The 26,387-nt window shown below is 68.4% G+C and carries 20 protein-coding genes and 1 pseudogene; 9 read left to right on the top strand and 12 right to left on the bottom strand.

Features of this window, described 5'->3' with window-relative positions:
- Positions 1–51: 51 nt before the first annotated feature.
- The 5 genes from MHZ35_RS07990 to MHZ35_RS07970 form a co-directional block, all read right to left on the bottom strand.
- Complete coding sequence (locus MHZ35_RS07990; RefSeq protein ID WP_239435128.1) at positions 52–258, bottom strand: hypothetical protein; 207 nt, start codon at positions 256–258, stop codon at positions 52–54.
- Entirely contained in the window at positions 255–2,921 is a 2,667-nt protein-coding gene (gene ppdK / locus MHZ35_RS07985; protein ID WP_239435127.1) for a pyruvate, phosphate dikinase, read from the bottom strand. The genes MHZ35_RS07990 and ppdK overlap by 4 nt, the downstream gene beginning before the upstream one ends.
- Before the next feature lie 97 nt (positions 2,922–3,018).
- Positions 3,019–5,541, bottom strand: a complete 2,523-nt coding sequence (glyS, locus tag MHZ35_RS07980; protein WP_239435126.1) for a glycine--tRNA ligase subunit beta — start codon at positions 5,539–5,541, stop codon at positions 3,019–3,021.
- Between the two features lie 150 nt (positions 5,542–5,691).
- Complete coding sequence (locus MHZ35_RS07975) at positions 5,692–6,558, bottom strand: glycine--tRNA ligase subunit alpha (RefSeq protein WP_342453510.1); 867 nt, start codon at positions 6,556–6,558, stop codon at positions 5,692–5,694.
- A gap of 335 nt (positions 6,559–6,893) precedes the next feature.
- Positions 6,894–7,337, bottom strand: coding sequence for a GNAT family N-acetyltransferase (locus MHZ35_RS07970; protein WP_239435125.1), 444 nt, complete (start codon positions 7,335–7,337; stop codon positions 6,894–6,896).
- Positions 7,338–7,643: 306 nt separating this feature from the next.
- Between MHZ35_RS07970 and MHZ35_RS07965 the strand changes: the two genes are divergently transcribed.
- Positions 7,644–8,543, top strand: coding sequence for a TraB/GumN family protein (locus MHZ35_RS07965; protein WP_239435124.1), 900 nt, complete (start codon positions 7,644–7,646; stop codon positions 8,541–8,543).
- 1,547 nt (positions 8,544–10,090) lie between these two features.
- Here MHZ35_RS07965 and MHZ35_RS07960 read toward each other — a convergent pair.
- From MHZ35_RS07960 to MHZ35_RS07940, 5 genes and pseudogenes are all read right to left on the bottom strand, one after another.
- Positions 10,091–10,832 (bottom strand): annotated as a pseudogene (locus MHZ35_RS07960) (IS5 family transposase).
- A gap of 541 nt (positions 10,833–11,373) precedes the next feature.
- On the bottom strand, positions 11,374–12,267 hold the full coding sequence (locus MHZ35_RS07955; RefSeq protein WP_239435123.1) for a sulfotransferase domain-containing protein: 894 nt from the start codon (positions 12,265–12,267) through the stop codon (positions 11,374–11,376).
- Positions 12,264–13,196 (bottom strand): class I SAM-dependent methyltransferase, encoded by a 933-nt coding sequence (locus MHZ35_RS18140; protein ID WP_239435122.1) that lies wholly within the window; start codon positions 13,194–13,196, stop codon positions 12,264–12,266. Before MHZ35_RS18140 ends, MHZ35_RS07955 begins: the two co-directional genes overlap by 4 nt.
- Positions 13,193–13,774, bottom strand: a complete 582-nt coding sequence (locus tag MHZ35_RS07945) for a calcium-binding protein (protein WP_125958971.1) — start codon at positions 13,772–13,774, stop codon at positions 13,193–13,195. Before MHZ35_RS07945 ends, MHZ35_RS18140 begins: the two co-directional genes overlap by 4 nt.
- A 135-nt stretch (positions 13,775–13,909) precedes the next feature.
- Complete coding sequence (locus tag MHZ35_RS07940; protein WP_239435121.1) at positions 13,910–15,136, bottom strand: GumK N-terminal domain-containing glycosyltransferase; 1,227 nt, start codon at positions 15,134–15,136, stop codon at positions 13,910–13,912.
- Positions 15,137–15,464: 328 nt separating this feature from the next.
- Between MHZ35_RS07940 and MHZ35_RS07935 the strand changes: the two genes are divergently transcribed.
- The 8 genes from MHZ35_RS07935 (at position 15,465) to MHZ35_RS07900 (ending at position 24,359) form a co-directional block, all read left to right on the top strand.
- Positions 15,465–16,622, top strand: a complete 1,158-nt coding sequence (locus MHZ35_RS07935) for an ATP-binding protein (RefSeq protein ID WP_239435120.1) — start codon at positions 15,465–15,467, stop codon at positions 16,620–16,622.
- Between the two features lie 21 nt (positions 16,623–16,643).
- A complete protein-coding gene (locus tag MHZ35_RS07930; protein WP_239435119.1) occupies positions 16,644–17,534 on the top strand; it encodes a hypothetical protein in 891 nt (296 codons plus the stop codon).
- Entirely contained in the window at positions 17,531–18,550 is a 1,020-nt protein-coding gene (locus MHZ35_RS07925; protein WP_239435118.1) for a glycoside hydrolase family 5 protein, read from the top strand. Before MHZ35_RS07930 ends, MHZ35_RS07925 begins: the two co-directional genes overlap by 4 nt.
- A 468-nt stretch (positions 18,551–19,018) precedes the next feature.
- Positions 19,019–19,954, top strand: a complete 936-nt coding sequence (cysD, locus tag MHZ35_RS07920) for a sulfate adenylyltransferase subunit CysD (RefSeq protein WP_239435117.1) — start codon at positions 19,019–19,021, stop codon at positions 19,952–19,954.
- A 124-nt stretch (positions 19,955–20,078) separates the two neighbouring features.
- Positions 20,079–21,998, top strand: coding sequence for a sulfate adenylyltransferase subunit CysN (gene cysN / locus MHZ35_RS07915; protein ID WP_239435116.1), 1,920 nt, complete (start codon positions 20,079–20,081; stop codon positions 21,996–21,998).
- Positions 21,995–22,744, top strand: a complete 750-nt coding sequence (locus MHZ35_RS07910) for a 3'(2'),5'-bisphosphate nucleotidase CysQ (protein WP_446741028.1) — start codon at positions 21,995–21,997, stop codon at positions 22,742–22,744. The genes cysN and MHZ35_RS07910 overlap by 4 nt, the downstream gene beginning before the upstream one ends.
- 18 nt (positions 22,745–22,762) lie before the next feature.
- Positions 22,763–23,554: a sulfite exporter TauE/SafE family protein gene (locus MHZ35_RS07905; RefSeq protein WP_239435115.1), complete on the top strand. Its 792-nt coding sequence runs from the start codon at positions 22,763–22,765 to the stop codon at positions 23,552–23,554.
- A 70-nt stretch (positions 23,555–23,624) separates the two neighbouring features.
- Positions 23,625–24,359 carry a cytochrome b gene (locus tag MHZ35_RS07900; protein WP_239435114.1) on the top strand — a complete coding sequence of 245 codons (735 nt, stop codon included), beginning with the start codon at positions 23,625–23,627 and terminating at the stop codon, positions 24,357–24,359.
- Here MHZ35_RS07900 and MHZ35_RS07895 read toward each other — a convergent pair.
- Together MHZ35_RS07895 and MHZ35_RS07890 are read right to left on the bottom strand one after the other, a co-directional pair.
- Positions 24,356–25,084 carry a metallophosphoesterase family protein gene (locus MHZ35_RS07895; RefSeq protein WP_239435113.1) on the bottom strand — a complete coding sequence of 243 codons (729 nt, stop codon included), beginning with the start codon at positions 25,082–25,084 and terminating at the stop codon, positions 24,356–24,358. The genes MHZ35_RS07900 and MHZ35_RS07895 overlap by 4 nt on opposite strands.
- Entirely contained in the window at positions 25,068–25,856 is a 789-nt protein-coding gene (locus MHZ35_RS07890) for a nucleotidyltransferase family protein (protein WP_239435112.1), read from the bottom strand. The genes MHZ35_RS07895 and MHZ35_RS07890 overlap by 17 nt, the downstream gene beginning before the upstream one ends.
- Positions 25,857–26,387: the final 531 nt, after the last annotated feature.

Here is a 26,387-nt window from a genome sequence, read left to right as displayed (position 1 = left end):
GGGCCCCCGCCTACGCCGGGGTACAGTTGAAGAAGGCGACCGGGTGCCGTCCTAGATCGTCACCCACTCCGTGCCGCCGGGCCAGAGCTGGTCCTCGATCCGGTCGCCGGCCATGGTGAGTGCCGCCAGGATCGCCAGCACCACCAGCAGGTCGAACAGCAGGATCGCCGCCCAGACGACATAGGGGTGGAAGGGCCCGATCCGGTCGAACCCATCCCGCGTCAGCTTCTGCCCCTCGCCCGGGCGGCGCATGCTCATGCCTGGGCCTTCAGCGCGGCTTGTGCCGCCGCCAGCCGCGCGATCGGCACGCGGTACGGCGACGCCGAGACGTAATCGAGCCCGGCCTTTTCGCAGAAGGCGATCGAGGCCGGATCGCCGCCATGCTCGCCGCAGATGCCGAGCTTGATGTCGGGCCGCGTCTTGCGCCCGCGCTCCGCCGCGATCTCGATCAGCTCGCCCACGCCTTCCACGTCCAGGCTCACGAACGGATCGCGCGCATAGATGCCCTTGTCGACATAGACGCCCAGGAAGCGCGCGGCATCGTCGCGGCTGACGCCCAGCGTCGTCTGCGTCAGGTCGTTGGTACCGAAGGAGAAGAACTCGCCCACCTCGGCGATCTCGCCCGCCTTGAGCGCGGCGCGCGGCAGCTCGATCATGGTACCGACCAGATACTCGATTGTGCGGCCCTTCTCGGCAAACACGGCCTCAGCCGCCTTGTCGACCACCGCCTTCATCAGCTCCAGTTCCTTGCGCGTGCCGACCAGCGGGATCATCACCTCCGGGATCGGCGCCTCGCCCGATTTCTCCGCAACCTCGCACGCCGCCTCAAAGATGGCGCGCGCCTGCATCTCGTAGATTTCAGGGTAGGTCACGCCCAGCCGGCAGCCGCGATGGCCGAGCATCGGATTGAACTCGTGGAGTTCTGCAGCCCGGCGCTTGAGCTGCTCGACGCCCACGCCCGCGGCCGATGCCACTTCGGCGAACTCCGCCTCCTGGTGCGGCAGGAACTCGTGCAACGGGGGATCGAGCAGGCGGATGGTGCAGGGCAGCCCCGCCATCACCTCAAAGATCTCGATGAAGTCGCGGCGCTGCTCCGGCAGCAGCTTGTCGAGTGCCGCGCGGCGACCCTTCTCGTCCTCCGCCAGGATCATCTGGCGCACGGCCGTGATGCGGCTGCCCTCGAAGAACATGTGCTCGGTGCGGCAAAGGCCGATGCCCTCGGCGCCGAAGTCGCGCGCGGTGCGGCAGTCGAGCGGCGTCTCGGCATTGGCACGCACCTTCAGGCGGCGGACGCAGTCGGCCCATTCCATCAGCGTGCCGAAGTCGCCGGCAAGCTCGGGCTGCACGGTCGGCACCGAACCCGCCATCACCTCGCCGGTCGAGCCGTCGATGGTGAGCGTGTCGCCCTCACGGATCTCCCGCGTGCCGATCCGCATCACGCGCGCACGGCTGTCGATGGCAAGCGACCCGGCACCCGACACGCACGGGCGGCCCATGCCACGGGCGACCACCGCCGCGTGGCTGGTCATGCCGCCGCGCGCCGTCAGGATGCCCTTGGCCGCATGCATGCCGTGGATGTCCTCGGGGCTGGTCTCGACGCGCACCAGGATCACCGGCTCGCCCGTGGCGGAACGGCGCTCGGCGGTGTCGCTGTCGAACACGGCCACGCCCGATGCGGCGCCCGGCGATGCCGGCAGGCCCTTGGTCAGCACGTCGCGCGGCGCATCCGGATCGAGCGTCGGGTGGAGCAGCTGGTCGAGTGCCGCCGGATCGACGCGCGCGACGGCTTCCTCGCGGGTGATCAGCGCCTCTTCGGCCATGTCGACCGCGATCTTGAGCGCGGCCTTGGCGGTGCGCTTGCCCGAGCGCGTCTGGAGCATCCAGAGCTTGCCCTGCTGCACCGTGAACTCGATGTCCTGCATGTCGCGGTAATGCCGCTCCAGCCGGTCGAACACCGCCGCCAGCTCGCCATAGGCGTCCGGCATCGCCTCTTCCATCGACAGCGGCTTGGCGCCCGCGCCTTCGCGTGCCGCCTTGGTGAGATACTGCGGCGTGCGGATGCCTGCGACCACGTCCTCGCCCTGCGCGTTGATCAGGAACTCGCCGTAATAGGCGTTTTCGCCGGTCGCCGGGTTGCGCGTGAAGGCGACCCCGGTGGCCGAGGTGTCGCCCATGTTGCCGAACACCATCGCCTGCACGTTGACGGCGGTGCCCCAGTCACCCGGGATGTTGTTCAGCCGGCGATAGACCTTGGCGCGCTCCGCCTGCCACGATCCGAACACCGCGCCGATCGCGCCCCACAGCTGGTCGTGCACGTCCTGCGGGAACGGCTTGCCCCACAGTTCCTCGACCAGCGCCTTGTATTCGGCGACCAGCTTCTGCCAGTCCTCGGCCGTCAGCTCGGTGTCGAGGTTGTAGCCATTGTCCTCCTTGGCGATCTCCAGCGCTTCCTCGAAGCGGCCGTGATCGAGCTCCAGGACGACGTCCGAATACATCTGGATGAAGCGGCGATAGCTGTCCCACGCGAAGCGCGCGTCGCCCGACGCCGTCGCCAGCCCCTCGACCGTCTGGTCGTTGAGGCCCAGGTTCAGCACCGTGTCCATCATGCCCGGCATCGACACGCGCGCGCCCGAGCGCACCGACACCAGCAGCGGATCGGCGGCGTCGCCGAAGCGCTTGCCGGTCACGCCCTCGATGTGCGCGATCCCCTCGGCCACTTCCTGGCGCAGGGAATCGGGGAAGCTCTGCCCCTCCTCATAATAGCGCGTGCACATCTGAGTGGAGATGGTGAACCCCGGCGGCACCGGCAGGCCGATCGACGCCATTTCCGCGAGGTTGGCGCCCTTGCCGCCGAGCAGCGTCTTGTCGCCGGAGCCCCCGTCCGAAACTCCGCCGCCAAAACGGTACACATACTGCGTCATCGTGGTTCCTTGCGTGGGTTGGAGTGCGTTCCCTGGGGAGGAGGATCACAAACCAGACCTTCGGGCGAAGGATAGCATCAGCGCATCGGGCTGTCCGCTATCCTTCGATTCGGGAGAAATCGGCCACGCGATGCACCGCCGCCCGAACCCGCGCCAGCAACGCGAGCCGTGCCGTGCGCTTGGCGGGATCGGCGTCGTTGACGGTCACCTTGTCGAAGAAGGCATCGATCGGCGCACGCAGCGACGCGAGCGCTGCCATCGCGCCCTCGAAATCCTCGTCGGCGATCGCCTTGGCCGCGCGCGGCTCGGCGACGTCGAGGGCCGCCATCAGCGCGTCCTCGGCCGGCTCGGGCTCGTAGGAGAGCGACTGCGCACGCTCGCTGCGCGCAAACGCCGCGACGGAGCCGGTGAATTCGCCCTGCTCCACCTCGACCAGCGGGTCTTCCTCGCCGGTCTGGGGAATGCCGTCGGGCTGGCCGCCGGCAAAGGGGTGCGCCGTGCCGTCGTGCTCGGTCGTGCCCTGCCGGTCGACCGCCTGGTTGGCCTCCTCGTCCTGGTGGCGCAGGTTGCCGGGCGTGCCGGTGCTGCCGGTCGGAACCGAGGCGTCGGTCGCGTCCGGCGCATTGGCGGCAACGCTGCGGCGCTGGCCCAGCGCGGCCGCAGGGGCTTCCGCCGTCCCTTCTTCTTCCGCACCCCGGCGAAGGCCGGGGTCCAGGGACGCACGCGCGGCGTGATCCGGGAGAGTGCGGGCCTGGGCCCCGGCCTCCGCTGGGGTACGCGGGTGGTCGGGGGTGGTGTAGCCTTCCTTCTTCAGGATGTTGGCCGCACGCTTGTAGCCGGCGAGCAGGTTGGTGCCGTCCTCAGTCGTCACGAACCCCTGCAACGCATGCACCCGCGCCAGCAGCCGGACGAGATCGTCCTCACCGCCCAGCGCAAACACCGCGTCGATCAGGTCGTGGCGGACGCCTGCCTCGCGCTGCTGCACCTTGAGGCGATCGGCGAAGAAGTCGAGCACGTCCTCGCCTGCGACCTGCGACAGAGGCAGCCGCAGCTCGTTGTCGAGCAGCAGGGCGATGACGCCAAGCGCCGAGCGCCGCAGCGCGAACGGATCCTTGGAGCCGCTTGGCTTCAGGTCCACGCCAAAGAATTGCGTGATGCTGTCGAGCTTGTCCGCCAGCGCCACTGCCACCGTCACCGGCGCGGTCGGCACGTCGTCGCCCTGCCCGACCGGCTTGTAATGGTCGCGGATCGCCTCGGCGACTTCCGCCGGCTCGCCCTGCGCGGCGGCGTAATAGCCGCCCATCAGGCCCTGCAGCTCCGGGAATTCGCCGACCATGCCCGTGACGAGATCCGCCTTGGCGAGCCGCGCCGCGCGTTCGGCCAAGTCGGCCAGCCGCGCGCGATCCGCGCTCACCGTGCCCGCGGCGATGTCGCGCGCGTCGATCGGCGAAGACGACGGATCGAGCGGCAGTTCGACCTTTGCAGGCGCCTCGCTCGCACCGACGATGCCCTGCTGCACCAGCCAGCGGGCGAGCTTCGCCACCCGATCGACCTTGTCGGCGACCGTGCCGAGCTTTTCGTGAAAGACGATCTTTTCCAGCTTGGGGGACAGGTCCTCCAGCCGCGTCTTCAGGTCCGTCTCATAAAAGAACTTGGCGTCCGACAGCCGTGCAGCCAGCACCTTGCGGTTGCCCTCGACGATCTTGTCGCCGCCATCCTCGGGATCGATGTTGGCGGTGCAGACGAACGCGCTCGCGAGCTTGCCCTCGGCGTCGCGGCAGACGAAATACTTCTGGTTCACGCGCGCGGTGAGCTGGATCACCTCGGGCGGCACCGACAGGTAGCTTGCGTCGAAGCGGCCGAGCAGCGGCATCGGGAATTCGGTGAGGCCGGCGTTCTCGAACAGCAGCCCCTCGTCCTCGACCAGGGTCAGCCCCGCGCCCTGCGCGGCGAGCTTGGCGCCCACCGCGATGCTCGCGCGGCGCTCCGCTCCGTCGACGATGACGTGGCAGGCGCGCAGCTTTTCGACATAGTCGTGCGCCGATCCGATGGTGATGGCACCGGGATGGTGGAAGCGATGGCCGAGCGTCGCCGCGCCGGAGGTGACGCCGAATACCTCGAACGGCACCACCGTGTCGTCGAGCAGTGCGACGATGCCCTGCAGCGGACGCACCCAGCGCGGGCTCTCGGTCGATACCGAGGGCGCGCCCCAGCGCATCGCCTTGGGCCACGGAAAGGCGCGAACGACCGCCGGAACCGCCTCGGCCAGCACTTCGGCGGTCGCGCGGCCGGGCTTGTCGGTCACCGCGAACAACACGCCGTCGCGCTCCACCAAGTCCTCGCGGACAAGGCCCGTCTTGCGCAGGAAGCCCTCCAGCGCCTGCGGCGGCGCGGAGGCGCGCGGACCCTTCACTTCCTCGCGCACCGCCTCGGTCGCGAGCGGCAGCCCGCGCGCGATCAGCGCCAGCCGGCGCGGGCTCGCATAGGTGACGATTTCCGCCGCCTTCAGCCCTGCCCTGCCGAGTTCGGCGGCGAACAGCTTGGCCAGGTCCTCGCGCGCCCGCTCCTGCATGCGCGCCGGGATTTCCTCCGAGCGGAGTTCGAGAAGAAAGTCAGACATTTCAGTTCCTCCCCTGCAAGGGGAGGGGGACCATGCAAAGCATGGTGGAGGGGTATCGGCCGCAGGCGACCGCATCGCGGGTGGAAAGTACCTCTCCACCAGCTGCGCTGGTCCCCCTCTCCTTCCAGGAGAGGATCTTCCCGTCATGCATCATGCCGTCCACCCCGGAAAGCGCGCCTGCCATTCGGGCGTCTTCTTCTCGATCCACTTGGCACATGCACCCTTCGCCAGGTCCCGGACACGGCCGATATAGGCCTGGCGCTCCGCGACCGAGATCACGCCGCGCGCCTGCAGCAGGTTGAACGTGTGGCTGGCCTTGATCGCCTGTTCATAGGCCGGGATCGGCAGGCCCGCGGCAAGGCAGCGCTCGCACTCGGCCGCGGCCTTGCGGAACTGGTCGAACAGCGTGTCGGTGTCGGCGACCTCGAAGTTCCAGGTCGACATCTGGACCTCGTTCTCGTGGAACACGTCGCCATAGGTGACGCCCGCGTCGTTGAACGCCAGGTCGTACACCGAATCCTTGTTCTGGATGTACATGGCCAGCCGCTCCAGGCCGTAGGTCAGCTCGCCCGCGACCGGCTTGCAGTCGAACCCGCCCATCTGCTGGAAATAGGTGAACTGGGTGACTTCCATCCCGTCGCACCAGACTTCCCAGCCCAGGCCCCAGGCGCCCAGCGTCGGCGACTCCCAATCGTCCTCCACGAAGCGGATGTCGTGGCGGGTGAAGTCGATGCCGATTGCGGCCAGCGAGCCCAGGTACAGCTCCTGCAAATCCGCCGGGCTCGGCTTCAGGATCACCTGATACTGGTAATAATGCTGGAGCCGGTTCGGGTTCTCGCCATAGCGCCCGTCGGTCGGGCGGCGGCACGGCTGGACGAACGCGGCGTTCCACGGCTCCGGCCCCAGCGCGCGCAGCGTCGTGGCGGTGTGGAAGGTGCCGGCGCCCATCTCCATGTCGTACGGCTGGAGGATGAGACAGCCCCGATCGCTCCAATAGTCATGGAGCGTGAGGATCATGCGCTGGAAGCTGAGTGGCTCGGACACCGCGGCGCTTTGACCCATGGCCTGAAAGGGGTCAAGCATCGAGCCTCTCCGGGAGCGTCGGCAGGTGGCGATACCGTCGCCCAGCTACCGGGCTGGGGAACGAGGGCTGCGAGGCGCAAACCCCCGTTCCAGCGGTTTCCCGCTGACCGCGCCCGGGTGGCTCCATCAGGCGGCGACCATGTCACCACGACTCATCAACCAGCGCGGCGCGGTCTTCTCCCCGTGGGTGATAGATCCCTGTCCGAAGTGCGGATTGAGCATCGACGATGAACCCGATTCCGCCCTTGGCGCATAGACATGAACCGCCGTCAGGTCAGCGCGAAGTCGTAAGCATAGAATTCGGTATCCCGCGTCCAGCCAGCGCGCTCATATAAGGATTGAGCGTTCGCGTTGTCGGCCGCGGTTGAGAGCGACAACCGTGCCGCGCCAATCTGCCGGCCATAGGTGCAGGCAGCATCGAGCAGGATCCTGCCAAAGCCAGACGCACGCGCGTCGGGTGTGACAAACAGGTCATTGAGGATGAAGGTTCGAGATAATCTGACAGACGAGAAGCTCGGATAAAGCTGCGCAAAGCCGACGTCGCGCCCGTCCTCGCGTGCAAGCAGGATCACGGACTGCTGGTGCTCCAATCGGTCCTTCAAGAATGTTCGTGCAGCAGCGGGATTTGAAGGCTGTCCGTAAAACTGGCGGTACGCATCAAACAACGGAACGAGAGTGTCCAGATCGGCAATGGTGGCTTGGCGAACCGTCAATGCTAGCGCTCCCGATTGATAGCAGCCGGCTCTTGGCCGAGCCTTCTATGTTCCGCAACGGATGGATGTCCGCTACGCGTCGTTGCCGCCCAAAAGCTGCGGTTCGCTTCCCGCCCGACTTCACCATCCGTGCATGAGCTTCCTCTTCCGGAAAAGCTGGATTGGCGCAGCCCGAGGCCGACGACCCCGGGGCCTTCGGTCGATTAAGCACAAACCGCGCGAAATTCGCACCGCGTCGGCGACAATGCTGCGGTCGGCACATCGGCCCGCTTCTGCTCGCACCCGCCAGCCTCTAAGAACACCGGCATGCCGCTCGTCCGCCTGCTCCTGGCCGCCTTTGTCCTGTTCTTCGCCGGCCCTGCCGCGCGCCCGGCAGGGCCGCCGCCGCAGCCGGCGCTGTGGGCGGTGCGGGATGCCGACACCATCGTCTATTTGTTCGGATCGGTGCACGAGCTGCGCCCGGACCTCGCTTGGTTCCAGGGGCCGGTACGCCGCGCGTTCGAGGAAAGCGACACGCTGGTGCTCGAACTGGTCGCCCCGCCCGAGGGAGAGGTGCAGGCGGCACTCCGCCGCGTGGCACCCCCGGCCGATGCGCCTCCGCTCCCGCAGCGCCTGCCCCCCGGCTATGCGGAGAAGCTGGCCGCCGCGACGCGCGCAGCCGGCTATCCGGAAGGGGCGTTCGACCGCATGGACCCGTGGCTGGCCGCGACTTCGCTCTCGATCCTGCCGCTCCGCCGGACCGGGTACAGCCGGGAAGCGGGCGTGGAGGCCGTGCTCACCGCGTCCGCACGGCGTGCGGGCAAGCCGATCGAGGGCCTCGAAACGCAGCGCGACCAGATCGCGATGTTCGACCAGCTGCCGGAGGCCGAGCAGATCGCGATGCTGACGCGCGTCCTCGACGGCCAGGATGCCGCCGCCGATCTCATGCGCCGCACGGCCGAGGCGTGGAGCCGCGGCGATACCGACACGCTCGCCGCGATCATCGCCCACGACCTGCGCCAGACCTCGGACGCCGTGCAACAGCGCGTGCTCGCCGACCGCAACGCCGCCTGGGCAGACTGGGTCACGCGGCGCATGGAGCGACCGGGCCGTGTCTTCATGGCAGTCGGCACCGGCCACCTCGTCGGCCCCGGATCGCTTCAGGACGCCCTCGCCGCCAAGGGGCTGCACGTCCGCCGCCTCACCCCTGCGCCGACGAAGGCCTGAGGACCACGCGCACAGCGGCACCGGCACCGTGCAGATAGCAGCCAACGGGCCGGAGAGGCTGTCGCCACAGTTCCGCACCGGCTGCAGGGCCTTGGCGGGCAGCGGCGGCAGCCCGTCTCTCGACAATGGACAATGCCAAAGCCAGAAGCTGCCGCAGCCCTAGTCCCTTCCGTACCAGTGGCGGTCGAAGCGGACACGGCGCGGTGGGAAGTCGGAGCGAACACTGAACCGGTGGCCGTTGCGGCCGCTCGCGCCGCGCCTGGCGTGACGAAGTGAGCACCGGAGCGGTCCCGTCGATGATGTGGAAGCCTCGGCCAAGCTAAGCCGGCCGAACCGAAGGCGGATCCGCGGCGCCAGATCCGCCTGAAAGTTACGCCGACCCAGTCTTGCAAGCCATCGAGCTGCATTCGCTGATCGAGGCGTTCCGCTGCCATCCTTCTGAGGCACCCCCCAGATAGCAGCGAACGGCCCGGAGAGGCGCTGTCGCCACAGCTCCGCACCGGCTGCATAAGTCCCTGGCGAGCAGCGGCGGCAGCCCGCCTCCAGACAACGGGACGATGCGAAGGCCGAAAGCTGCCACAGCCCCGGGCCCTTCCGCCCCAGTGGCAGTTTCGGCAGGTCGCGGCGACACGGCCCGGTAGGAACGTCAGAGCAAAGCCCTGAACCGCTAGCCGTTGCGGCTGCTCGCGCGGCGCCTGGCCTGACGGAGTGGGCACCGGACGGTCTCGTCGATAACGAGGAGGCCTCGGCCAAGCTAAGCCGGCCGAACCGAAGGCGGATCCGCGGCGCCGGACCAACTTGGAAAAACTATGCCGATCCGACTTCGCGAGCCGTTCGAGAGCCGCACCCCTTATGGAGGCGTCCCGCTGCCATCCTTCTGAGGCATCCTCCAGATAGCAGCGAAAGGGCCGAAGAGGCGCTGCCGCCACAGTTCCGCACCGGCTGCAAGAGCCCTGGCGAGCAGCGGCGGCAGCCCGCCCCCAGACTACGGGCCGATGCCAAGGCCAGAAGCTGCCACAGCCCGGGCCTTCCGCCCCAGTGGCAGTTTCGGCAGGTCGCGCCGGACACGGCGCGGTGGGAACATCAGAGCAAAGCCCTGAACCGCTAGCCGTTGCGGCTGCTCTCGCGACTGTCTGGCCTGACGGCGCGGGCAGCGGAGCGGTCCCGTCGATGATGTGGAGGCCTTGGCCAATTTTAGCGGGCCGAGCCGAAGCGCGGCGGCCGGCCGGCGTTGCGTGAACACGCGTCGAAGCGCTTCCACGGGGCACACCCGCCTCGCAAACGCCTTCATGCGCCCTGATGCCGCATTTACGAGGCGGGACCGATTCGCCGATGACTCCTGCCGACCAGCGCTACGCCCCTGGTGCGCCGGGCCGCTCTTGACCGTTCTCCTGTGCCGATGCCTTCGTTCTCGACAAGCCGCACGCCGCCGTCGGCGGCAGTTCTTCGGCGCAGCGGCGACGGTACGGCGCCGGCGCTCTTTCGGTCCTCGTGACCGCGCTTAAGGAGTGGGGGGCTAGCGCGGATCGACATTCCGCGTAACCAGATCATGGAGCGGCGAGGTGGGCGACGCCGGCGAAGTGGATGGTGCGTCGGTCGTAGCGGGCGGCGAAGCGCCGGAAGTGTTTGAGCCGTCCGGAGCACCGCTCGATGCGGTTGCGCATTTTGTAAGCGGTTGCGTTATGAGGGATAGGGACCTTGCGGGAGCGGCTGGAGAGGATCACCGCCTCGGCTCCCACGCCAGCGACGACCGCTCATAAGGTCTTACTGTCATAGGCTTTGCCGGCGAGCACCGCATCACCCTGCTGCCTGTCGAGCAAGGCGGGCGCCTGAGTGACGTCGCTTGCCTGCTCGGGCGTGACGATGAAGCGCAGCGGTCGGCCGAGTTCGTCGGCCAGCATGTGGATCTTGGTCGTCAGTCCGCCTCGGGAACGCCCCAGCGCCTGATCGCGCGCCGCCTTTCCGGTCGTTGCCTGCTGGTGCGCGCGAACGATGGTGCTGTCGATTATCGGATACTGGTTGTTCCGGTCGGCGGTCAGCGCATCGAACACCCGCTCCCAGACGCCGGCATGGCACCAGCGACTGAAGCGCGATGCACCGGCTTCCACTTGCCGTCGCGTTCCGCAGGTCGCACCAGTGCGCGCCTGACGGGAGCACCCACAGATATCCGTTCACGAAAAAGCGGTTATCCGATCAAGAACGACTCGGATCGGCCACTTTCCCCGGCAGCAGAAGGGCAATCCTCGCCCACTGCGCATCGCTCAACTCATACCGCTTGCCCGCTATCATCCGCTCCGCGCCTCAACACGGATGCCGATGAATCAGTCCTCAACACGCTTAGGAATCCTGAATGTCGATCCACGCTAGGCGTCGTCACCGTCGTATCCTGCCACGGGGACAGCTTCCTACAGGGCGTTGCCAAAGCGGCGGACACGCCGATCAGCCCGTTGGACAATCCGCCGGATCCGCCTGGAGATCGCGCCGCCCGAGCTTCGCGAGCCGTCCGAGAGCCGCATCGGGTGATCGACGCGTTCCGGTGCCATCCTTCTGATTGCGGGGGGAACCGCCTTCGCCCCCTCTGCTGTCTGGTGCAGCGCCAGCATGAGCCGATCGGCCATTGGCGACTTCCAAGTCGCACGCCATCGCGGCCCCGTTGCCTACAGGCGGCGAGCCATGTCCCGCATCGATAGGCCAAGCGTGCCGAACGCCAGTTCCGCGTGCCGCGTTCCGGCGCGTGGCGCGACTGCCCGAGCGTAAAAGCCACCCGTTCTGCTACACCGCTTCGTGCAATGGCGAAGCCCTGGCGCTGGGACCGACCGACTGCTTGCCATCATCCCCACGGCATCGGTCGCCCGAGCAACGCCTCCAGCTCCGCCTGGTGCGGGGCGAACAGTCTCGAAAGCTCCACGCGCTCCTCCTTCGACACACCGAAGCGGAACAGGCGATCCACGCGCGCGGGCGTCACCGTGTCGATTCCGCGACGCACCACACGCCCGGCCAGCCCGGAAGGCGGCAAATGGCGCGCGAGCCGCATTGCCAGATAGCTTCGGCGCGCATTCAGCTGCTCGTAGAGCGACGGCACCTCGAACGGCGCGAGGCCAAGATGCGCGAACAGCCGCTGCGCCGTCGCGGGCTTGACCCTGTCGGGCGCGACGTCCTGCTCATAGATCAGCACCATCAGCGGCTCCCGCCCGAACGCGTCGATCCAGTGCCGCAGGTGGCGCGCGTACATGCCCATCGAGGCGATGCCCAGCGTCCAGAGATGGTCGAGGATCCGCGCATCCGGCGCGATCCGCCCCTGGTTGATGTGATGGTGAAAGGCGGAGATAGCCCGGTCGACCGGGTTGCGCAGCGTCGCCACCAGCCGCAGCTGCGGGCGCAGCTCGGCCAGCTTGGGCGCAAGATCATGGTGCTCGCCCGGCACCGGCCGGTCGCGGGGATCGAGGTAGTTCCACAGGTAATTCGGCGTGCACTCCCCGCGCAGCTGTCCCGCGCCGGCCGCGGCAAACTGGTCCGCATACCAGCCGCATCCTCGCGAAAGCGCCGACGATTTGTTGAAGAAGTGCAGTTCCTTGGCCGGCGGGATGAAGACACCAGGGTGCTGGCTCAGCACATGGTGGATCCAGGTGGTGCCGCACTTCTGGGCGCCCAGCACCAGGAAGTCGATCGGCACGCTGGTCGCACTGGCGTCGACCTCCGGCCGGTGTCGCAGCGCAACGCTCATCGCACCCGCCTTGCGAGGTACAGCATGTCCCGGAACCGGGAGCGGTAGGGGATCACCAGCGGCACCGGCTGCCCGAGCGTCTTCTTGATCAGAGCCTTGGCTGCCCAACTCGCGGTGTCCAGCCGCACCAGGTCGCGACGATAGGGTTCGAACCCCGCCTCGCCGAGGAAGGCGTCGAGCTGCGGACGCCCGGCGAACACCAGATGGTCGGGCAGGTCGAGCCGGTCGGGATAGCTGTCCGCGCTGTCGAGCTCGGCACCATTTCCGGTCATCAGCACCAGCGTGCCCCCGGGGCGCACCAGCCGACGGAGGTCGGACAGGAAACTGCCCGGGTCCGGCAAGTGCGAGAACACGTTGATCAGCGACACGAAGTCGAACCGCTCGGTCACCTGCGCAAGCGGTTCGGAGGTGACCGGCAGCCCACGCGCCCGCGCGTGCGCCGCCTTGGTCCCCATGGGCTCGATTCCGCGGATCCGCGAGCCGGCAGGAAGCACGTCTCGCAACGCCTCAAGCAGTTCGCCGAAGCCGGCGCCGATGTCGAGCCAGGTCACCGGATCGTTCCCCAGCTCGCCCGCGAGCACCCGCTGCATCCGGTTGCGATAGCGCGCGAGCTTGCGGCGGCTGGGCGAGTAGACCACCGACATCGCGCCCACCTCATGCCGGTGTTGACCGGTGCGCGTCGCCTCGCTGATCGTCTCGTCGGCAGGGCGTGGCGAGACATAGACGAGCCCGCACCCGACGCACTTCACCGCCGAATAGCCGTTCTCGCATCCCCAGCCCCACGCCTCCCGGCGGTCGCACAACGGACACGGCACCACGACCTGCGTCTCGAGCGCCGTCATCGGCTCGTGGTCGGCCGGGATACCGGCCCCGCGCGAGGCGGAGCCGATATCCTGCGAGACCAGCCGGAGTGCCGGTGCCTCGCTCACGCCGCGAACGCGAGGCCGCCGGTGTAGCCCAGGCTCTCGAGATAATCCTCGAGCGCGGCGATCTGGCGGTCCTGCGCCGCATTGTCCTTCTCGGTCATAACGTCCGCCAGCCACAGCTGCTGGGTCGAGCCGTTGTCTGACGTCAGGGTGATGCGGATGTCCGGCCGCTCATTGTCGGCATAGAGGCTGTCGGGAAGATCGGTGATCACCGCGGCGGTGATCGTCACCCCGTTCTTGAGCAGGAGCGTATCGCCCTGCGTCAACTTGAAGTCCTTGATGATGTCGTTCGTGCCGTCGCTGTGGTTGAAGTCGTCGAAGACGAACTTGTCGGCGCCGTATCCACCGAACAGGAAGTCGCTTCCCGATCCGCCGAAAAGGATGTCGTCGCCGGCGTCCCCCTGCAGATAGTCGTTGCCTTGCTGCCCGGCGAGATTGTCGTTGCCCGACCCGCCCTTGATCCGGTCCGTGCCATGGGTGCCGTTCAGACGATCATTGCCGGCGTCGCCTTTGAGGACGTCTTCTCCGTTCCCATCCGCGACGATCACGCTGTCACCCGAAGTACCGTTATAATAGGCCATGCTTACCTCCCGACAAAGGGCGCAGTATCGGCTATCAGGCGACTTGCCTGATCTGAGTATTTTGTAAGATCGGTACTACGCACCGCAGCGCAATTTACTTCTGAATTTCATCTTCTGGCAATTGTAAGCGCAGCCTCATCCCCGGAGATTGCTCCGATTGGGCTGGGCAATTCGTCCATTTTGGAGGTCCGAAATGGATGGAGGGGAAGTTGCCCCCACCGCGCCCACAAGGCCCAGCAATTCGCCGGCAACCTCGTCCCAATCGGCCACTGCCTCCGGGGGGCCTCGCCCCTTCTCCAGCGCCCTGCGCAGCGCATCCGCCGCACTCTCGTGGCGATCCGGGTCATAGGACAGCGCCCCCGGCACGCCGCGCATCGCAAACGCCGGCCCCACCACCGGCAGCCCGCAGTAGCGATATTGGAGGTTCTTCAGGCTGGATTCGGCCAGGTAGGCGAGCCCCGGCACCCGCCGATAGAGCGCCAGCCCCACGTCCGCATGCTGAACGAACGGCACGAGTCGCTCGAACGGCTGCTCCCCCCATGCCGTGAGATTCGCGCGCAGCGGGAACGCGAGCGGCGTGCGCCCGAAATAGTGGAACCGCACGTCGGGGAACGCACCGGCAAGCCGCTCCAGCAGTGGCTGGTCCAGCATCATGTCGCCGATCAGCACCGCGTTCGGGCCGCTGCTGTACGGGGAGGCCGAGACGCGGTCGAAGGCGCGCCGATCGATGCCATGGCGGACGAGCGCCGCGCGCGCGCCCGGCAGGTCATCCAGCAGCGCAGCCGCGGGGACACGCACCAGATCATAGCCCGCCGCGTCCGCCCGCAGCCTTCGCTCGAGTCCCGGATGCATGCCGACCACCGTCAGCCGGTCGCTCATGCTGTAGAGGATCCGCGCCTGTCGGGCGATCCGGCGGATGCGCCGGAACAGCGCGACCGCCGCGCAGCTTTCGATCACCACCAGCTCCGCAGTTTGCAGCGGTTGCACCACGGCGCGCGGCAACAGGGCGGCGTACGCGGCGATCAGCGGTGCCGCCGCCCACTGCCACAGCCGGCGGCGTGCACCCACCGGATGCACCGGCGGGACCCACAGGAAGCCCCGCATCCCGTCGGCCGCGTACCAGCGATTGCGGGGCACGCCGCGCAGGGCGCCGAGCTTGCTCCCTCGCCGCAGCCCGCTGAGCCAACTCAGTTGCACGGTGACGACATGGACCCGGTAGCCCCGCCGCACCAGCGCCTCCGCCAGGAACACCATGCTGGTCTTGCGCGCCTGCAGGCCGATCGTCTGTTGGGTGAAGAGGAATGCGGCAGGCGGCTCCACGCCGCCGTCTTTTCCGCTGTCGAACAAAAAATCGGCCGCCATCCCGCCCCTCGATCCACCGGCTGCAACGCAGCTGCCAGTCACGATCGCGCGGCCCCCAGGTGCGCACAATGCTGAATTGGTTCAATACTGACGCACTTGTTGGACCCCTCCACTTTTCTACTTTCCGCATGCGCCGTACGACTTGGCCATGGCAGAGGATGGCAAGACACGCGGGTGGTGGCGCCGGGTTCGACGGGCCGTCCATCGCATCGTGCGTTGGGCGGTGAACGAGCGGCCGTCGCCTGCTCCCTCGGCCCTGCGCCACCGCAGCGCACCGGCAATCCCGGTGGGAGCGCCGGCAAGCGGGGACACGGCGATTGTTTCCATCATGGATGCAATGCCGGCCCGTCCCGAGGCGGAATGCACCCAGGCCCCGGCGCAACGCTTTGCGGCGGCGATGGGGGCCCGGTCGCAGCGCGCCCGCGTCATCGCCGCCTTCAATGCCGCGCAGCCGGTGGACGACCGCTACGAACTGCTCGGGCGCATGGCCGAGCTCAACCGCCTCGTCGATGGCGTGGTCGAGCGGCGCCAGCATGCAGTGATCTTCGGCGCCCGCGGCTCGGGCAAAACGTCGCTCGCGCGGATCTTCGGGGATCTCGCCGACGAGGCGGAATGCGTTGCCCTCTATCACGCGGCGACCGGCGACACCGAGTTCGTAGACCTGCTGCGTCCCTATCTTCCCTTCTTGCAGGCGGAGGCGCGTCCCGCCGGCCGGGCCGCACTTGCCGCGCTCGCGGAGCGCGATTTCACGGCGCGCGACTTCGTAAGCGCGGCCGCGCCCGGGCTCGCGCGGCGAGTCTTTCTGATCGTGGACGAGTTCGATCGCATCGAAAACGCGCAGACGAAGGCGCAGATGGCGAGCCTGCTGAAGCTGCTGTCCGACACGCGCGCCCCGCTCCAGTTCCTGCTCGTCGGGATCGCCGCCGATGTGGACGAATTGCTCGAGGCCCATCCGTCGCTGCGCCGTCACCTCACCGCCGTCCCGATCCGCCCGTTCGGATCGCGCGCCGTGGAGGCGGTGATCGACGAGGGCTCGCGGCGCAGCGGCCTGCTCTTCCCTGCCGAGGCGCGCGTGCTGATCGGCGCCGCCGCGGCGGGCTCTCCCTATCATGTCCGCCTGTTCTGCCAGGCAGCCGGCCTGGCGGCGGCAGAGGCCGGCACCGGGACGGTCGATGTGGCGGCGGTGCGCACCGGACTGGCCGCGAGCTTCGAGGAATGGGCCAGCGTCAACGCGTCCGCCGCCGCGCTGTTCGAACGCCTTTGCCGGCTTGCCGATCTTCGCGAGCGGCTGCGGGCGCTCGCCTGCGATGCCGCCGCGCACCAGACGGTTGCCGCCGACCGGGTACCGCAGGCGCTCGCCCCCGCCCTGCTGTTCAACGATGCCGGGACCGCCGTCTTCGCGGACTCGCTCGCACCCCAGTTCCTGCTCGCGCGGCTTCAGCTCGCAGCCTCCGAGCCCCGGCCGGCGATGGCGGCCGCAGAATAAAATGATCGGGAGAGTCCTGCCATGAGACTGCGCTCCACCGCATTCGATGCACGCAGCCCGGAGGGCGTGCGGCTGTGGCCGAACGATGCCCCCGGCGACTCGGATCGAGGCCCGCTGCCGTCGCCAGGTATGCCGCCCTTCGGCTCCTTCAGCGATCCGATGGCCTCGCATCCGCAGGAGGTCGGAGGCGCGGCGCACGACGGTGCATCCGCCTCCCGCAGTGCCGCAGCGGGAGCGGTCCGGCACGGTTCTCTGCTGCATCCGGGCGACCCGCGCGTCGACCCGTCGGTCTATGCCGCGTTCGAGGCGGGAGGCGACGCGGTGGCCCGCATCCGCGACCTACGCAGCGCCTTGTCGAGCCGCTGGCACAGCGACACCCCCGATGACCGCCGAGCCGTCGCGCTGATCGGCCTCGACACGACGGTGGAGGTGGCACGCGTGTCGGCGAACCTCGCGGTCGTCTGCGCGCAGCTCGGCTGGCCGACGCTGCTGATCGACGGCGATATCCAGGCCCCGGCGCAGGACCGGCTCTTTCGCACAGCGAACCAAGCGGGTCTATCGACGCTGCTCCAAGAGGCGGAGGGACGCGCTGCCGTCCAGCCGACCGCGATCGAGCGGCTATCGCTGCTGCCGGCGGGCCCCCCAGCGGGTGATGGTGCCGAGCTGATCGAGCGCAAACCGCTGGCAGACGCGCTGGAAGGCCGCATCAGCCGGTACCGGCTGCTCCTCCTCAGCCTTTCCGCGCGCGGGGAGTCGACCCGTTTCGGCGCGGTCGACACGATCCTGAGCGGCTTCGACGGCGCGCTGGTCCTGGCGAGCCGCAACGCCAGCGCGCTCCGCCCGCTCCAGCGGTTGACCATGCTGCTGGAGGAAAGCGGGGTGCCGCTGCTGGGGACGGTGATCGTGCCGTGACCGGCGGCGTTCGCACCGTCGTGCTCCCGCTCATCCTCGCGCTACTGCCCTCGCCCGCCGCCTCCGTCGCTCGGGCCAGGCCGCAGCTGACCGGCGTCAACATCGCAGGCGGCGAGTTCAAGCCTGCGAGGCGCCCGGGCGTCCATGGCAAGGACTATCTCTACCCACGGGACGCCGATCTGGCGACGTTCGCCAAAGCGGGCATGAACGTCGTGCGCGTGCCGCTCCGCTGGGAGCGCGTGCAGCCCGGGCTTTCGCAGGCGCTCTCCCCGGAGGAAGTCGGGCGGCTCGATGCGGTTGTCGCCAGCGCGTCCGCCTATGGACTGACGGTGATCCTCGATGTGCACAACTACGGCAGATATGCCGGCCGCAGCGTGATCGAGCCGGTGGTCGCCGACGGGCTGGTCGATCTTTGGAAGCGCCTCGCCGCGCATTACCAGGGCAAGCGCGTCGCCTTCGGGCTGATGAACGAGCCGCACGGCATTGCCGCGACCGCATGGCGCAGGATCGTCGATCGGGTGGTGAGCGCGATCCGCGCCACGGGCGCCCGCAATCTGGTGCTGGTGCCCGGCACCAAGTGGACCGGCGCCCACAGCTGGACCCGCACCGGCGGGGGCGGCTCCAATGCCGATGCGTTCGCCGGGTTTCGCGACCCCGGCGGCAACTTCGCGTTCGAAATGCACCAGTATCTCGACAACGACTCCTCGGGCACCCACTCCGGCTGCGGCGGCCCGGATACCGGCGTCGACCGACTCCGTGCTGCCACCGCCTGGCTGCGCTCGGTACGGGCGCGCGGCTTCCTGGCCGAGTTCGGCGCCGGCGGCGACGCCGAATGCCTGGCAACCCTCGACCGCATGCTCGCCTATATGGACCGGAACGGGGATGTCTGGTCCGGCTGGACCTATTGGGCGGCGGGTCCCTGGTGGCCGGCCAGCTACGCCTTCAGCGTGCAGCCGAGCCGCACGGGCGGCGAGCGGCCGCAGATGCGGGTCCTACGCCACCACCTGGCGCGGTAGAACGCGTCGGCGGGGAACAAGGGAGTCCATGTCGCTCCCTCCGGATCGTCGAGCCCGAGCGGGCAGCGCGCCCGCCTTCCGCCGCCCGGCGATGCAGTCTTGCCGACCCCAGAGAAGAAGCTGCGCGCCCCATCGCCATGCGATCGAGCGCAGACGATCCTCTTGCGTACTGCACCCGACGGGAAGGCCAACACTTCCCAACGCCGTGGCCCCTTCATCGCTGCGCCACACCAGAATGACCATGTCGCCGATCGAGACTCGCACCCGTGGCACTCCAGCCGCACGTCGCAACAAACCCGCCGATCCAAGCATCTCTATCATCCCGCGAACTTATCATTTGCGGTTTCCGCTGCTTTCCAGCCCCTCCTAAAGTTCCGCTTCTACCCGCCCAAGATCTCTCCGGGACGGACCGAGTAAACGGGCCAATTCGCCATTGTACGGCCCGGAACGTTCTGCCAACTCCGGGCTATGAACGCCTCTTCGCCCATCCGCCGGCCGTCCGGGTCCAGCCTCACGCACCTCCAGCGGCTCGAGGCAGAGAGCATCCACATCCTGCGTGAAGTGGTGGCAGAGGCAGAGCGGCCGGTGATGCTCTATTCGGTCGGCAAGGACTCGGCCGTGATGCTGCACCTCGCCAAGAAGGCGTTCTTCCCCGCGCCGCCGCCGTTCCCGCTGCTCCATGTCGACACGACCTGGAAATTCCGGGCGATGTACGACCTGCGGAACAAGGCCGCGGCGGATGCCGGCATGGAGTTGCTGGTCCACCATAATCCGGACGCGATGGCGCGCGGGATCAACCCGTTCGACCACGGCAGCCTGCACACGGATCTTTGGAAGACGGAGGGGCTGAAGCAGGCGCTCGACAAATACGGCTTCGACGCGGCGTTCGGCGGCGCCCGCCGGGACGAAGAGAAGAGCCGCGCCAAGGAGCGCGTGTTCAGCTTCCGCTCGGCAAGCCACCGCTGGGACCCCAAGGCGCAGCGGCCTGAACTCTGGCGCCTCTACAATGCGCGGAAGGCCAAGGGGGAGTCGATCCGCGTCTTCCCGCTCTCCAACTGGACCGAGCTGGACATCTGGCAATACATCCTTGCCGAGGGGATCGAGATCGTGCCGCTCTACTTCGCCGCACCCCGGCCCACCGTGGAGCGCGACGGGATGCTGCTGATGGTGGACGATGAGCGCTTTCCGTTGCGGCCGGGCGAGACTCCGGTCGAACGCTCCATCCGTTTCCGCACGCTCGGCTGCTACCCGCTCACCGGCGCGGTGGAGAGCGAGGCGGCGACCCTGTCGGAAGTGATCCAGGAGATGCTGCTCACCACCACCTCCGAACGCCAGGGCCGCGCCATCGACAAGGACGAAGGCGGCGCCGGCATGGAGAAGAAGAAGCAGGAGGGCTATTTCTGATGCCGGTCGCGTCCCTTCTCTCCTGCCACCCTGGACCTGTTTCCGGGTCCATTCCTCCCCGCGCACCGACGCTGCCTGCGGCGCGGTGGATGCTGAAACACGTTCAGCATGACGAGGCCTGCTGATGTCCGTGCTCGACGATCCGATCTACAAGACCGACGCCCTCATCGCCGAGGATATCGACGCCTATCTGGAGGCGCACCAGAACAAGACGCTGCTGCGCTTCATCACCTGCGGGTCGGTGGACGACGGCAAGTCGACCCTGATCGGCCGCCTCCTCTATGATTCGAAGATGATCTTCGAGGATCAGCTCGCGGCGCTGGAGAACGACAGCCGGCGCATCGGCACCCAGGGCCAGAACATCGACTTCGCGCTGCTGGTCGACGGCCTCGCCGCCGAGCGCGAGCAGGGCATCACCATCGACGTCGCCTACCGCTTCTTCGCGACCGAAAAGCGCAAGTTCATCGTCGCCGACACCCCCGGCCATGAGCAGTATACGCGCAACATGGTCACCGGCGCGTCCACCGCCGATTTGGCGGTGATCCTGATCGACGGGCGCAAGGGCGTGCTCACCCAGACCCGCCGCCACAGCTATCTCGCCCACCTGATCGGCATCCGCCACATTGTCCTGGCGGTGAACAAGATGGACCTGGTCGGCTATGATGCGGATCGGTTCGCGGAGATCGTCGCCGACTATCGCGCCTTTGCGAGCTCGATCGGCATCGAGGACTTTACCGCCATCCCCATCTCCGGCCTTGGCGGCGACAACATCGCCAGCCGTTCGGACCAGACGCCCTGGTACCAGGGCCCGACGCTGATCGAGCATCTGGAGACGGTCGAGGTCGACCTTGCCGCCGACCGCCGCCGCCCGTTCCGCATGCCGGTGCAGTGGGTCAACCGCCCCAACCTCGACTTTCGCGGCTTTGCCGGCCTGATCGCCAGCGGCACCGTGAAACCGGGCGATGCGGTGCGCGTGCTTCCCTCCGGCCGCACCTCCACCATCGCCCGCATCGTCACCCTGGACGGCGACCTGGAGGAGGCAGGTGCCGGCCAGTCCGTCACCCTCACGCTCGCCGACGAGATCGACTGCTCGCGCGGGGACGTGCTGGTGGCCGCCGACGCGTCGCCGCAGGTTGCCGACCAGTTCCAGGCGACGATCGTGTGGATGGATGCGGAGGATCTGCTCCCCGGCCGCGGCTATTGGATGAAGATCGGCACCCGTACCGTCAGCGCGACGGTGCAGCCGCCCAAGCATGCGGTCGACGTGAACACGATGGCCGAGCTTTCGGTGAAGACGCTGGGCCTCAACGACATCGGCGTGGCGGAGGTCTATACCGATCGCGGCATCGCGTTCGAGCCCTACGCCGACAGCCGCGACCTCGGCGGCTTCATCCTGATCGACAAGCTGACCAACGCGACCGTCGCCGCCGGCATGCTGCAGTTCGCGCTCCGTCGCAGCCAGAACGTCCATTGGCAGGCTGTCGAGATCACCCGCGAGGCGCACGCCGCGCAGAAGCATCAGGCGCCCAAGGTGCTGTGGTTCACAGGCCTCTCCGGTTCCGGCAAGTCGACCATCGCCAACCTGGTCGAAAAGCGGCTGCATGCGCTTGGCAAGCACAGCTTCCTGCTCGACGGCGACAACATCCGCCACGGGCTCAACAAGGACCTGGGTTTCACCGATGCCGACCGCGTCGAGAACGTCCGCCGCGTGGGCGAGGTCGCCCGGCTGATGGCCGATGCCGGCCTGATCGTGCTCACCGCCTTCATCTCGCCCTTCCGCGCCGAACGCGAGCTGGTGCGCGGCATGTTGCCCGAGGGCGAGTTCGTCGAGGTGTTCATCGACACCCCGCTGGAAGTGGCCGAGGCGCGCGACGTGAAGGGCCTCTATCGCAAGGCGCGCGCAGGCGAGCTCAAGAACTTCACCGGCATCGACAGCCCCTATGAGCCGCCCGAGACGCCGGATATCCACGTCGACACCACGCGGGAGACGCCGGAGGCGGCTGCCGAACGGATCGTGGCCCAGCTGCTCGGCACCGCGGCGTGACGACGCTGGCGGAGGACGCCGCGCTCGCCCGCCGCATCGCCGAGAGTGCCGGCCGGCTCTTGATGGAAATCCGCGGCTCGACCCTGTTCGTGGGCAAGGCGCTGGGCAAGGCGGGCGATTGCGTCGCCAACCGCTTCATCCTGGAGGCGCTGGCGCAGGCGCGCCCCGACGACGCGATCCTTTCCGAAGAGGAGCAGGATGACGCCGCGCGGCTCTCGGCGGAGCGCGTGTGGATCGTCGATCCGCTCGACGGCACCCGCGAATATAGCGAGGGGCGCAGCGACTGGGCGGTGCATGTGGCGCTGTCGGTCGGCGGCCGCGCTGCGGCAGGCGCGGTTGCGCTGCCGGCGCTCGGCGTGACACTGGCATCGGATACGCCGCCGGTCCTCCCGCCGCCGCACGGCGGCACACCGCGCATGCTGGTGAGCCGCAGCCGTCCGGCCGAACAGGCGGTCGCGGTCGCACAGGCGATCGGCGCGGAGCTGGTGGCGATGGGCTCGGCGGGGGCCAAGGCGATGGCGGTGGTTCGCGGCGAGGCCGACATCTACCTCCACACCGGCGGCCAGTATGAATGGGATAATTGCGCGCCCGTCGCCGTCGCCGCTGCGGCCGGGCTGCACGTCAGCCGCATCGACGGCCAGCCGCTCGTCTACAACTGCGCCAACCCCTACCTTCCCGACCTGCTGATCTGCCGGCCGGAAGCCGCGCCCCGCCTGCTCGCGCTGGTCGCCGAGCGGACGGCCTAGCCGCCGCAGCGGGGGGCGATGGACCTGTACAATGTGATCGCCGGCCTGGGTGTCGGGCTGCTCGTCGGCGTGACCGGCGTGGGCGGCGGATCGCTGATGGCACCCATCCTGATCCTGCTGCTGGGGGTGACGCCGATCACCGCCGTCGGCACCGACCTGTGGTTCGCCGCGATCACCAAGTCGGTCGGCGGCTTCATCCATCATCGCCACCGCGGCACCGACGGCGGCCCGGACTTCCAGGTCGTGCGCCGGCTGTGCCTCGGCAGCCTTCCCGCCGCCGGGCTGACCCTATGGGTGCTCGCGCGGACCGACACCCATGCGATCAAGGGCGGGCTGATCCTGCATGCGCTGGGCGTGGTGCTGCTGCTGACGGCGGGGGCGACGCTGCTGCGCCCACGGCTGCAACGCGCGGCGATCCGCTTCCGCGCCCGGTCTGCCGCCCGCTTCCACCATCTCCAGCCGCCGCTGACGGTGCTCGCGGGAGCGTTGCTGGGGGTGATGGTGACGCTCACCTCGGTAGGCGCAGGCGCGCTCGGCGCCGTCATCCTGTTCGGCCTCTATCCGCTGCGCCTCACCACGCGGAAGCTGGTGGCAACCGACATCGTCCACGCCGTGCCGCTGACGCTCGTCGCCGGGCTCGGCCACCTGTCGCTGGGCAATGTCGACGCGCCGCTGCTCGGCGGGCTGCTGGTGGGCTCGATCCCCGGCATCATCGCCGGCTCGCTGTTCGCCTCCCGCGCCTCCGACCGCGTCCTTCGCCCGACCCTGGCGCTGGTGCTGGTGATCACCGGGACGCGGTTGCTCGCCTGACCGCCTCCGCGTGCTTGACCCGGCCGCGGCCGAGGGACAGGTTGATGCAGGTTTGAAGGAGTGGGTCCGCATGGGGGTCGACACCTACGACGGGAGCGCGCGCCGAAGGCTGCGCTACGCCAATGTCGCGATCGCGCTGCATTGGGCGATCGCCGCGCTGATCCTCTACAATCTCACCTCCGGGCTGCTGCGCCCGGTGCTACCTCGCGGCTTCTTCGCCTTCCACGTTTCGTCCGGGATCTCGATCCTGGTGCTGACGGTCGTCCTGGTCGGCTGGCGGCTCACGCACCGGCCGCCGCCGTTCCTGCCCATGGCGCAGTGGGAGAAGCGGCTCGCCAAAGCTGTGCACCTCCTGCTCTACGCCGCCATGCTGCTGATGCCCTTCTCCGGCTGGGCGATGATCTCGGCCAATCCGCCGGCGGACTCGCCGGGTGCCGCCTGGGCTGCGGAGAACCCCCCGGGTCCGCCCCCCGCACCCACGCTCAAGTCCGACACGACCGCGCGCGGCGGCCCTGCAGGGGAAGGTAAGGGCGGCGGGCTGCCGCCGCGCAAGCGCGGCCCCACCGAGATCTGGGGCCTGTTCCCGCTGCCGATGATCGGCCCGGTCCAGGAACTCGGCCGCACACCCGCGGGGGTGCCGGAACAGCGCGCCGTGCATGCGCGGATCGAGACCTTTCACGCCATCGGTGCCTGGATCCTGCTTGCGCTGCTGCTGCTCCACGTCGCCGGCGCCCTCAAGCACCAGTTCGTCGACCGCCAGCGCGAGCTCGCCCGCATGGGGCTGGGCCGGCCCGAGCCTCGCTAGACCTCGTACAGCACGTACGGCTTGCCGAACTGCTCGGTCAGCACGAACTGCGCGACATTGTAGACGGGAACGCCGCGCCGGGTGCGCCCCTCATAGCTGCCGCGATGCGCATGGCCGTGCAGCACCAGCCGCACATTGTCGAAGCGGTCGACCGCATCGGCCAGGCGCGACGAGCCCAGAAACGGCCAGATCTCCTTGGGCTCGCCTTCGACGGTCGCCGCAACCGGGGAATAATGGAGCAGCGCCACCGCCCGGTCGGTGCGCAGCGTCCGCAGTGCATTCTCCAGCTTGCGCGCCTCGCCCAGCGACTCATCGACGATGTCCTTGATCGCCTTTTCGCCGAACGCGCCCAGCTCGGCGCGATCGAAGCCGCCGACGAAGCCCTTCACGCCCGCGAAGCCGACCCCGGCGATCTCCACCGCCTGCTCGTCGAGCACCGTCACGCCCGCGCCCTGGAGGATGCGCACCACCTCTTCGGGCTGGCCGCATTCGTAATCATGGTTGCCGAGCACGGCGACCACCGGGATCGTGCAGTGGCGCAGATCCTCGGCCAGATTCTCGGCCTCGCGCGTCCTGCCGAAGTTGGTGAGATCGCCGGTCAGCGCCAGCACGTCCGCCTTTTCGGAGATCTCCGCAAACAGGTCGCGGTAGCGGTTGGCGTCGGCGTCGTTGACGTGCAGGTCGCCGGTCGCGGCGAGGACGATGCGCTCAGGCTTTTCGCTCATGCTGCTCCTCAAGTCCCTTGCCGACTACGTCGGCGAAGCCCCAGTCACAAATGTCGACGAGATAGTCGCGCGGGCTCAGCAGCCGGCCGCGGCACACCTTCACGTTCGCCGGCGGCAGGTCGGCCTGGAGCTTCGCCCGCTCGATCAGCTCGTCGAACAGCCAGCGCGGCACGCAGTCGCGCTCGGTCGGATAGATGAAGCGGAAGTTGAGCAGGTGGATCAGCAGCACTTCCCACTGCAGCTCCATGGTCGCCAGCAGCCGCTTCCAGTCGATCTCATCGTGCTTCTTCAGGATGACGTGCGCCACGTCGGCACCGTCGTAGCGATAGCGATCCTGGATGAAGAGCTTCGACAGAATGAACTCGGTCGGCGGCGTCACCGGCACGATGCTGCCGTAGATCTCCACCTCATAGGTGTCGCGGAACCAGTCCTCGGTGACGGGGATGCTTGCCGAGGACAGGTTGTAGATCACGTCGAAGAAATGCTCGCCCTGCCAGACCTTGCCGATCCAGCGGTCGTCCTCGACCTCGATCTCGTAGCCGTGCTGCTTGAACCAGGCGAGCAGCCGCGGCGCGTCCCCCGCCTTGCAGAACACGTCCATGTCCTTGGTCGGGCGGATGATGCCGGTGTGGCAGCTGAGCGCATAGGTGCCGGACAGCAGATAGGGCACGCCGGACTCGCCCAGCAGACGGAGCGAGTCGGTGTAGAAGCCTTGCGAATTGGGCGGGGGATCGAACGCGGACGCATCCAGCACCGGGGGTGTGTCGGTCATGCGCACGCGGTTTCCTTCCCTGATCTGCCGGGGGGTGGCAGGACGGAAACAACGGGCTGCCGGGGCAAGCGTTCCGGATGGCGGCATTCCGGCAGGTCGTGCCCGGCCGGGCGAACGGCTCCGGCCGCGGCCATGCGACCGCGGAAAGTTAGCCGAAAGTTAGTCCAAGAACAGGCTCCGCGCCCTTCGCGCGAGGCCCCGGCGCGGCGGCCCTAGTCTACAGGAAATTCGGCCATGCGATGAGGCTCTTGGTCCGGCATCACTTCCACCCTTCTGGAGGACGGAGCCGGTGTACCGCGCCCCATGTCCGGTAGGAAAGACGCGGTCCGGGAAGACGGGTTGCGACGTGCGGCGGGGCGCCGGGATTGGCGATCCACACCGGCTAGAATGGGCATGCTCGGGTGGGCGATGGCGGAGGAGCGCGCCGATGGGCAGCACGGACATCGGCAGAAGCGGCATGCTCTTTCCTGCGGTTGGATGCGCATCTTCCTGCGGCTGGACGGGAATCGCCCTTTTGCAGGAGCCGCGTCG

The sequence above is a fragment of the Sphingomonas sp. ACRSK genome, from assembly GCF_022346685.1.
GTDB lineage: Bacteria > Pseudomonadota > Alphaproteobacteria > Sphingomonadales > Sphingomonadaceae > Sphingomonas > Sphingomonas molluscorum.
This window is presented reverse-complemented; position numbering and strand designations above follow the sequence as displayed.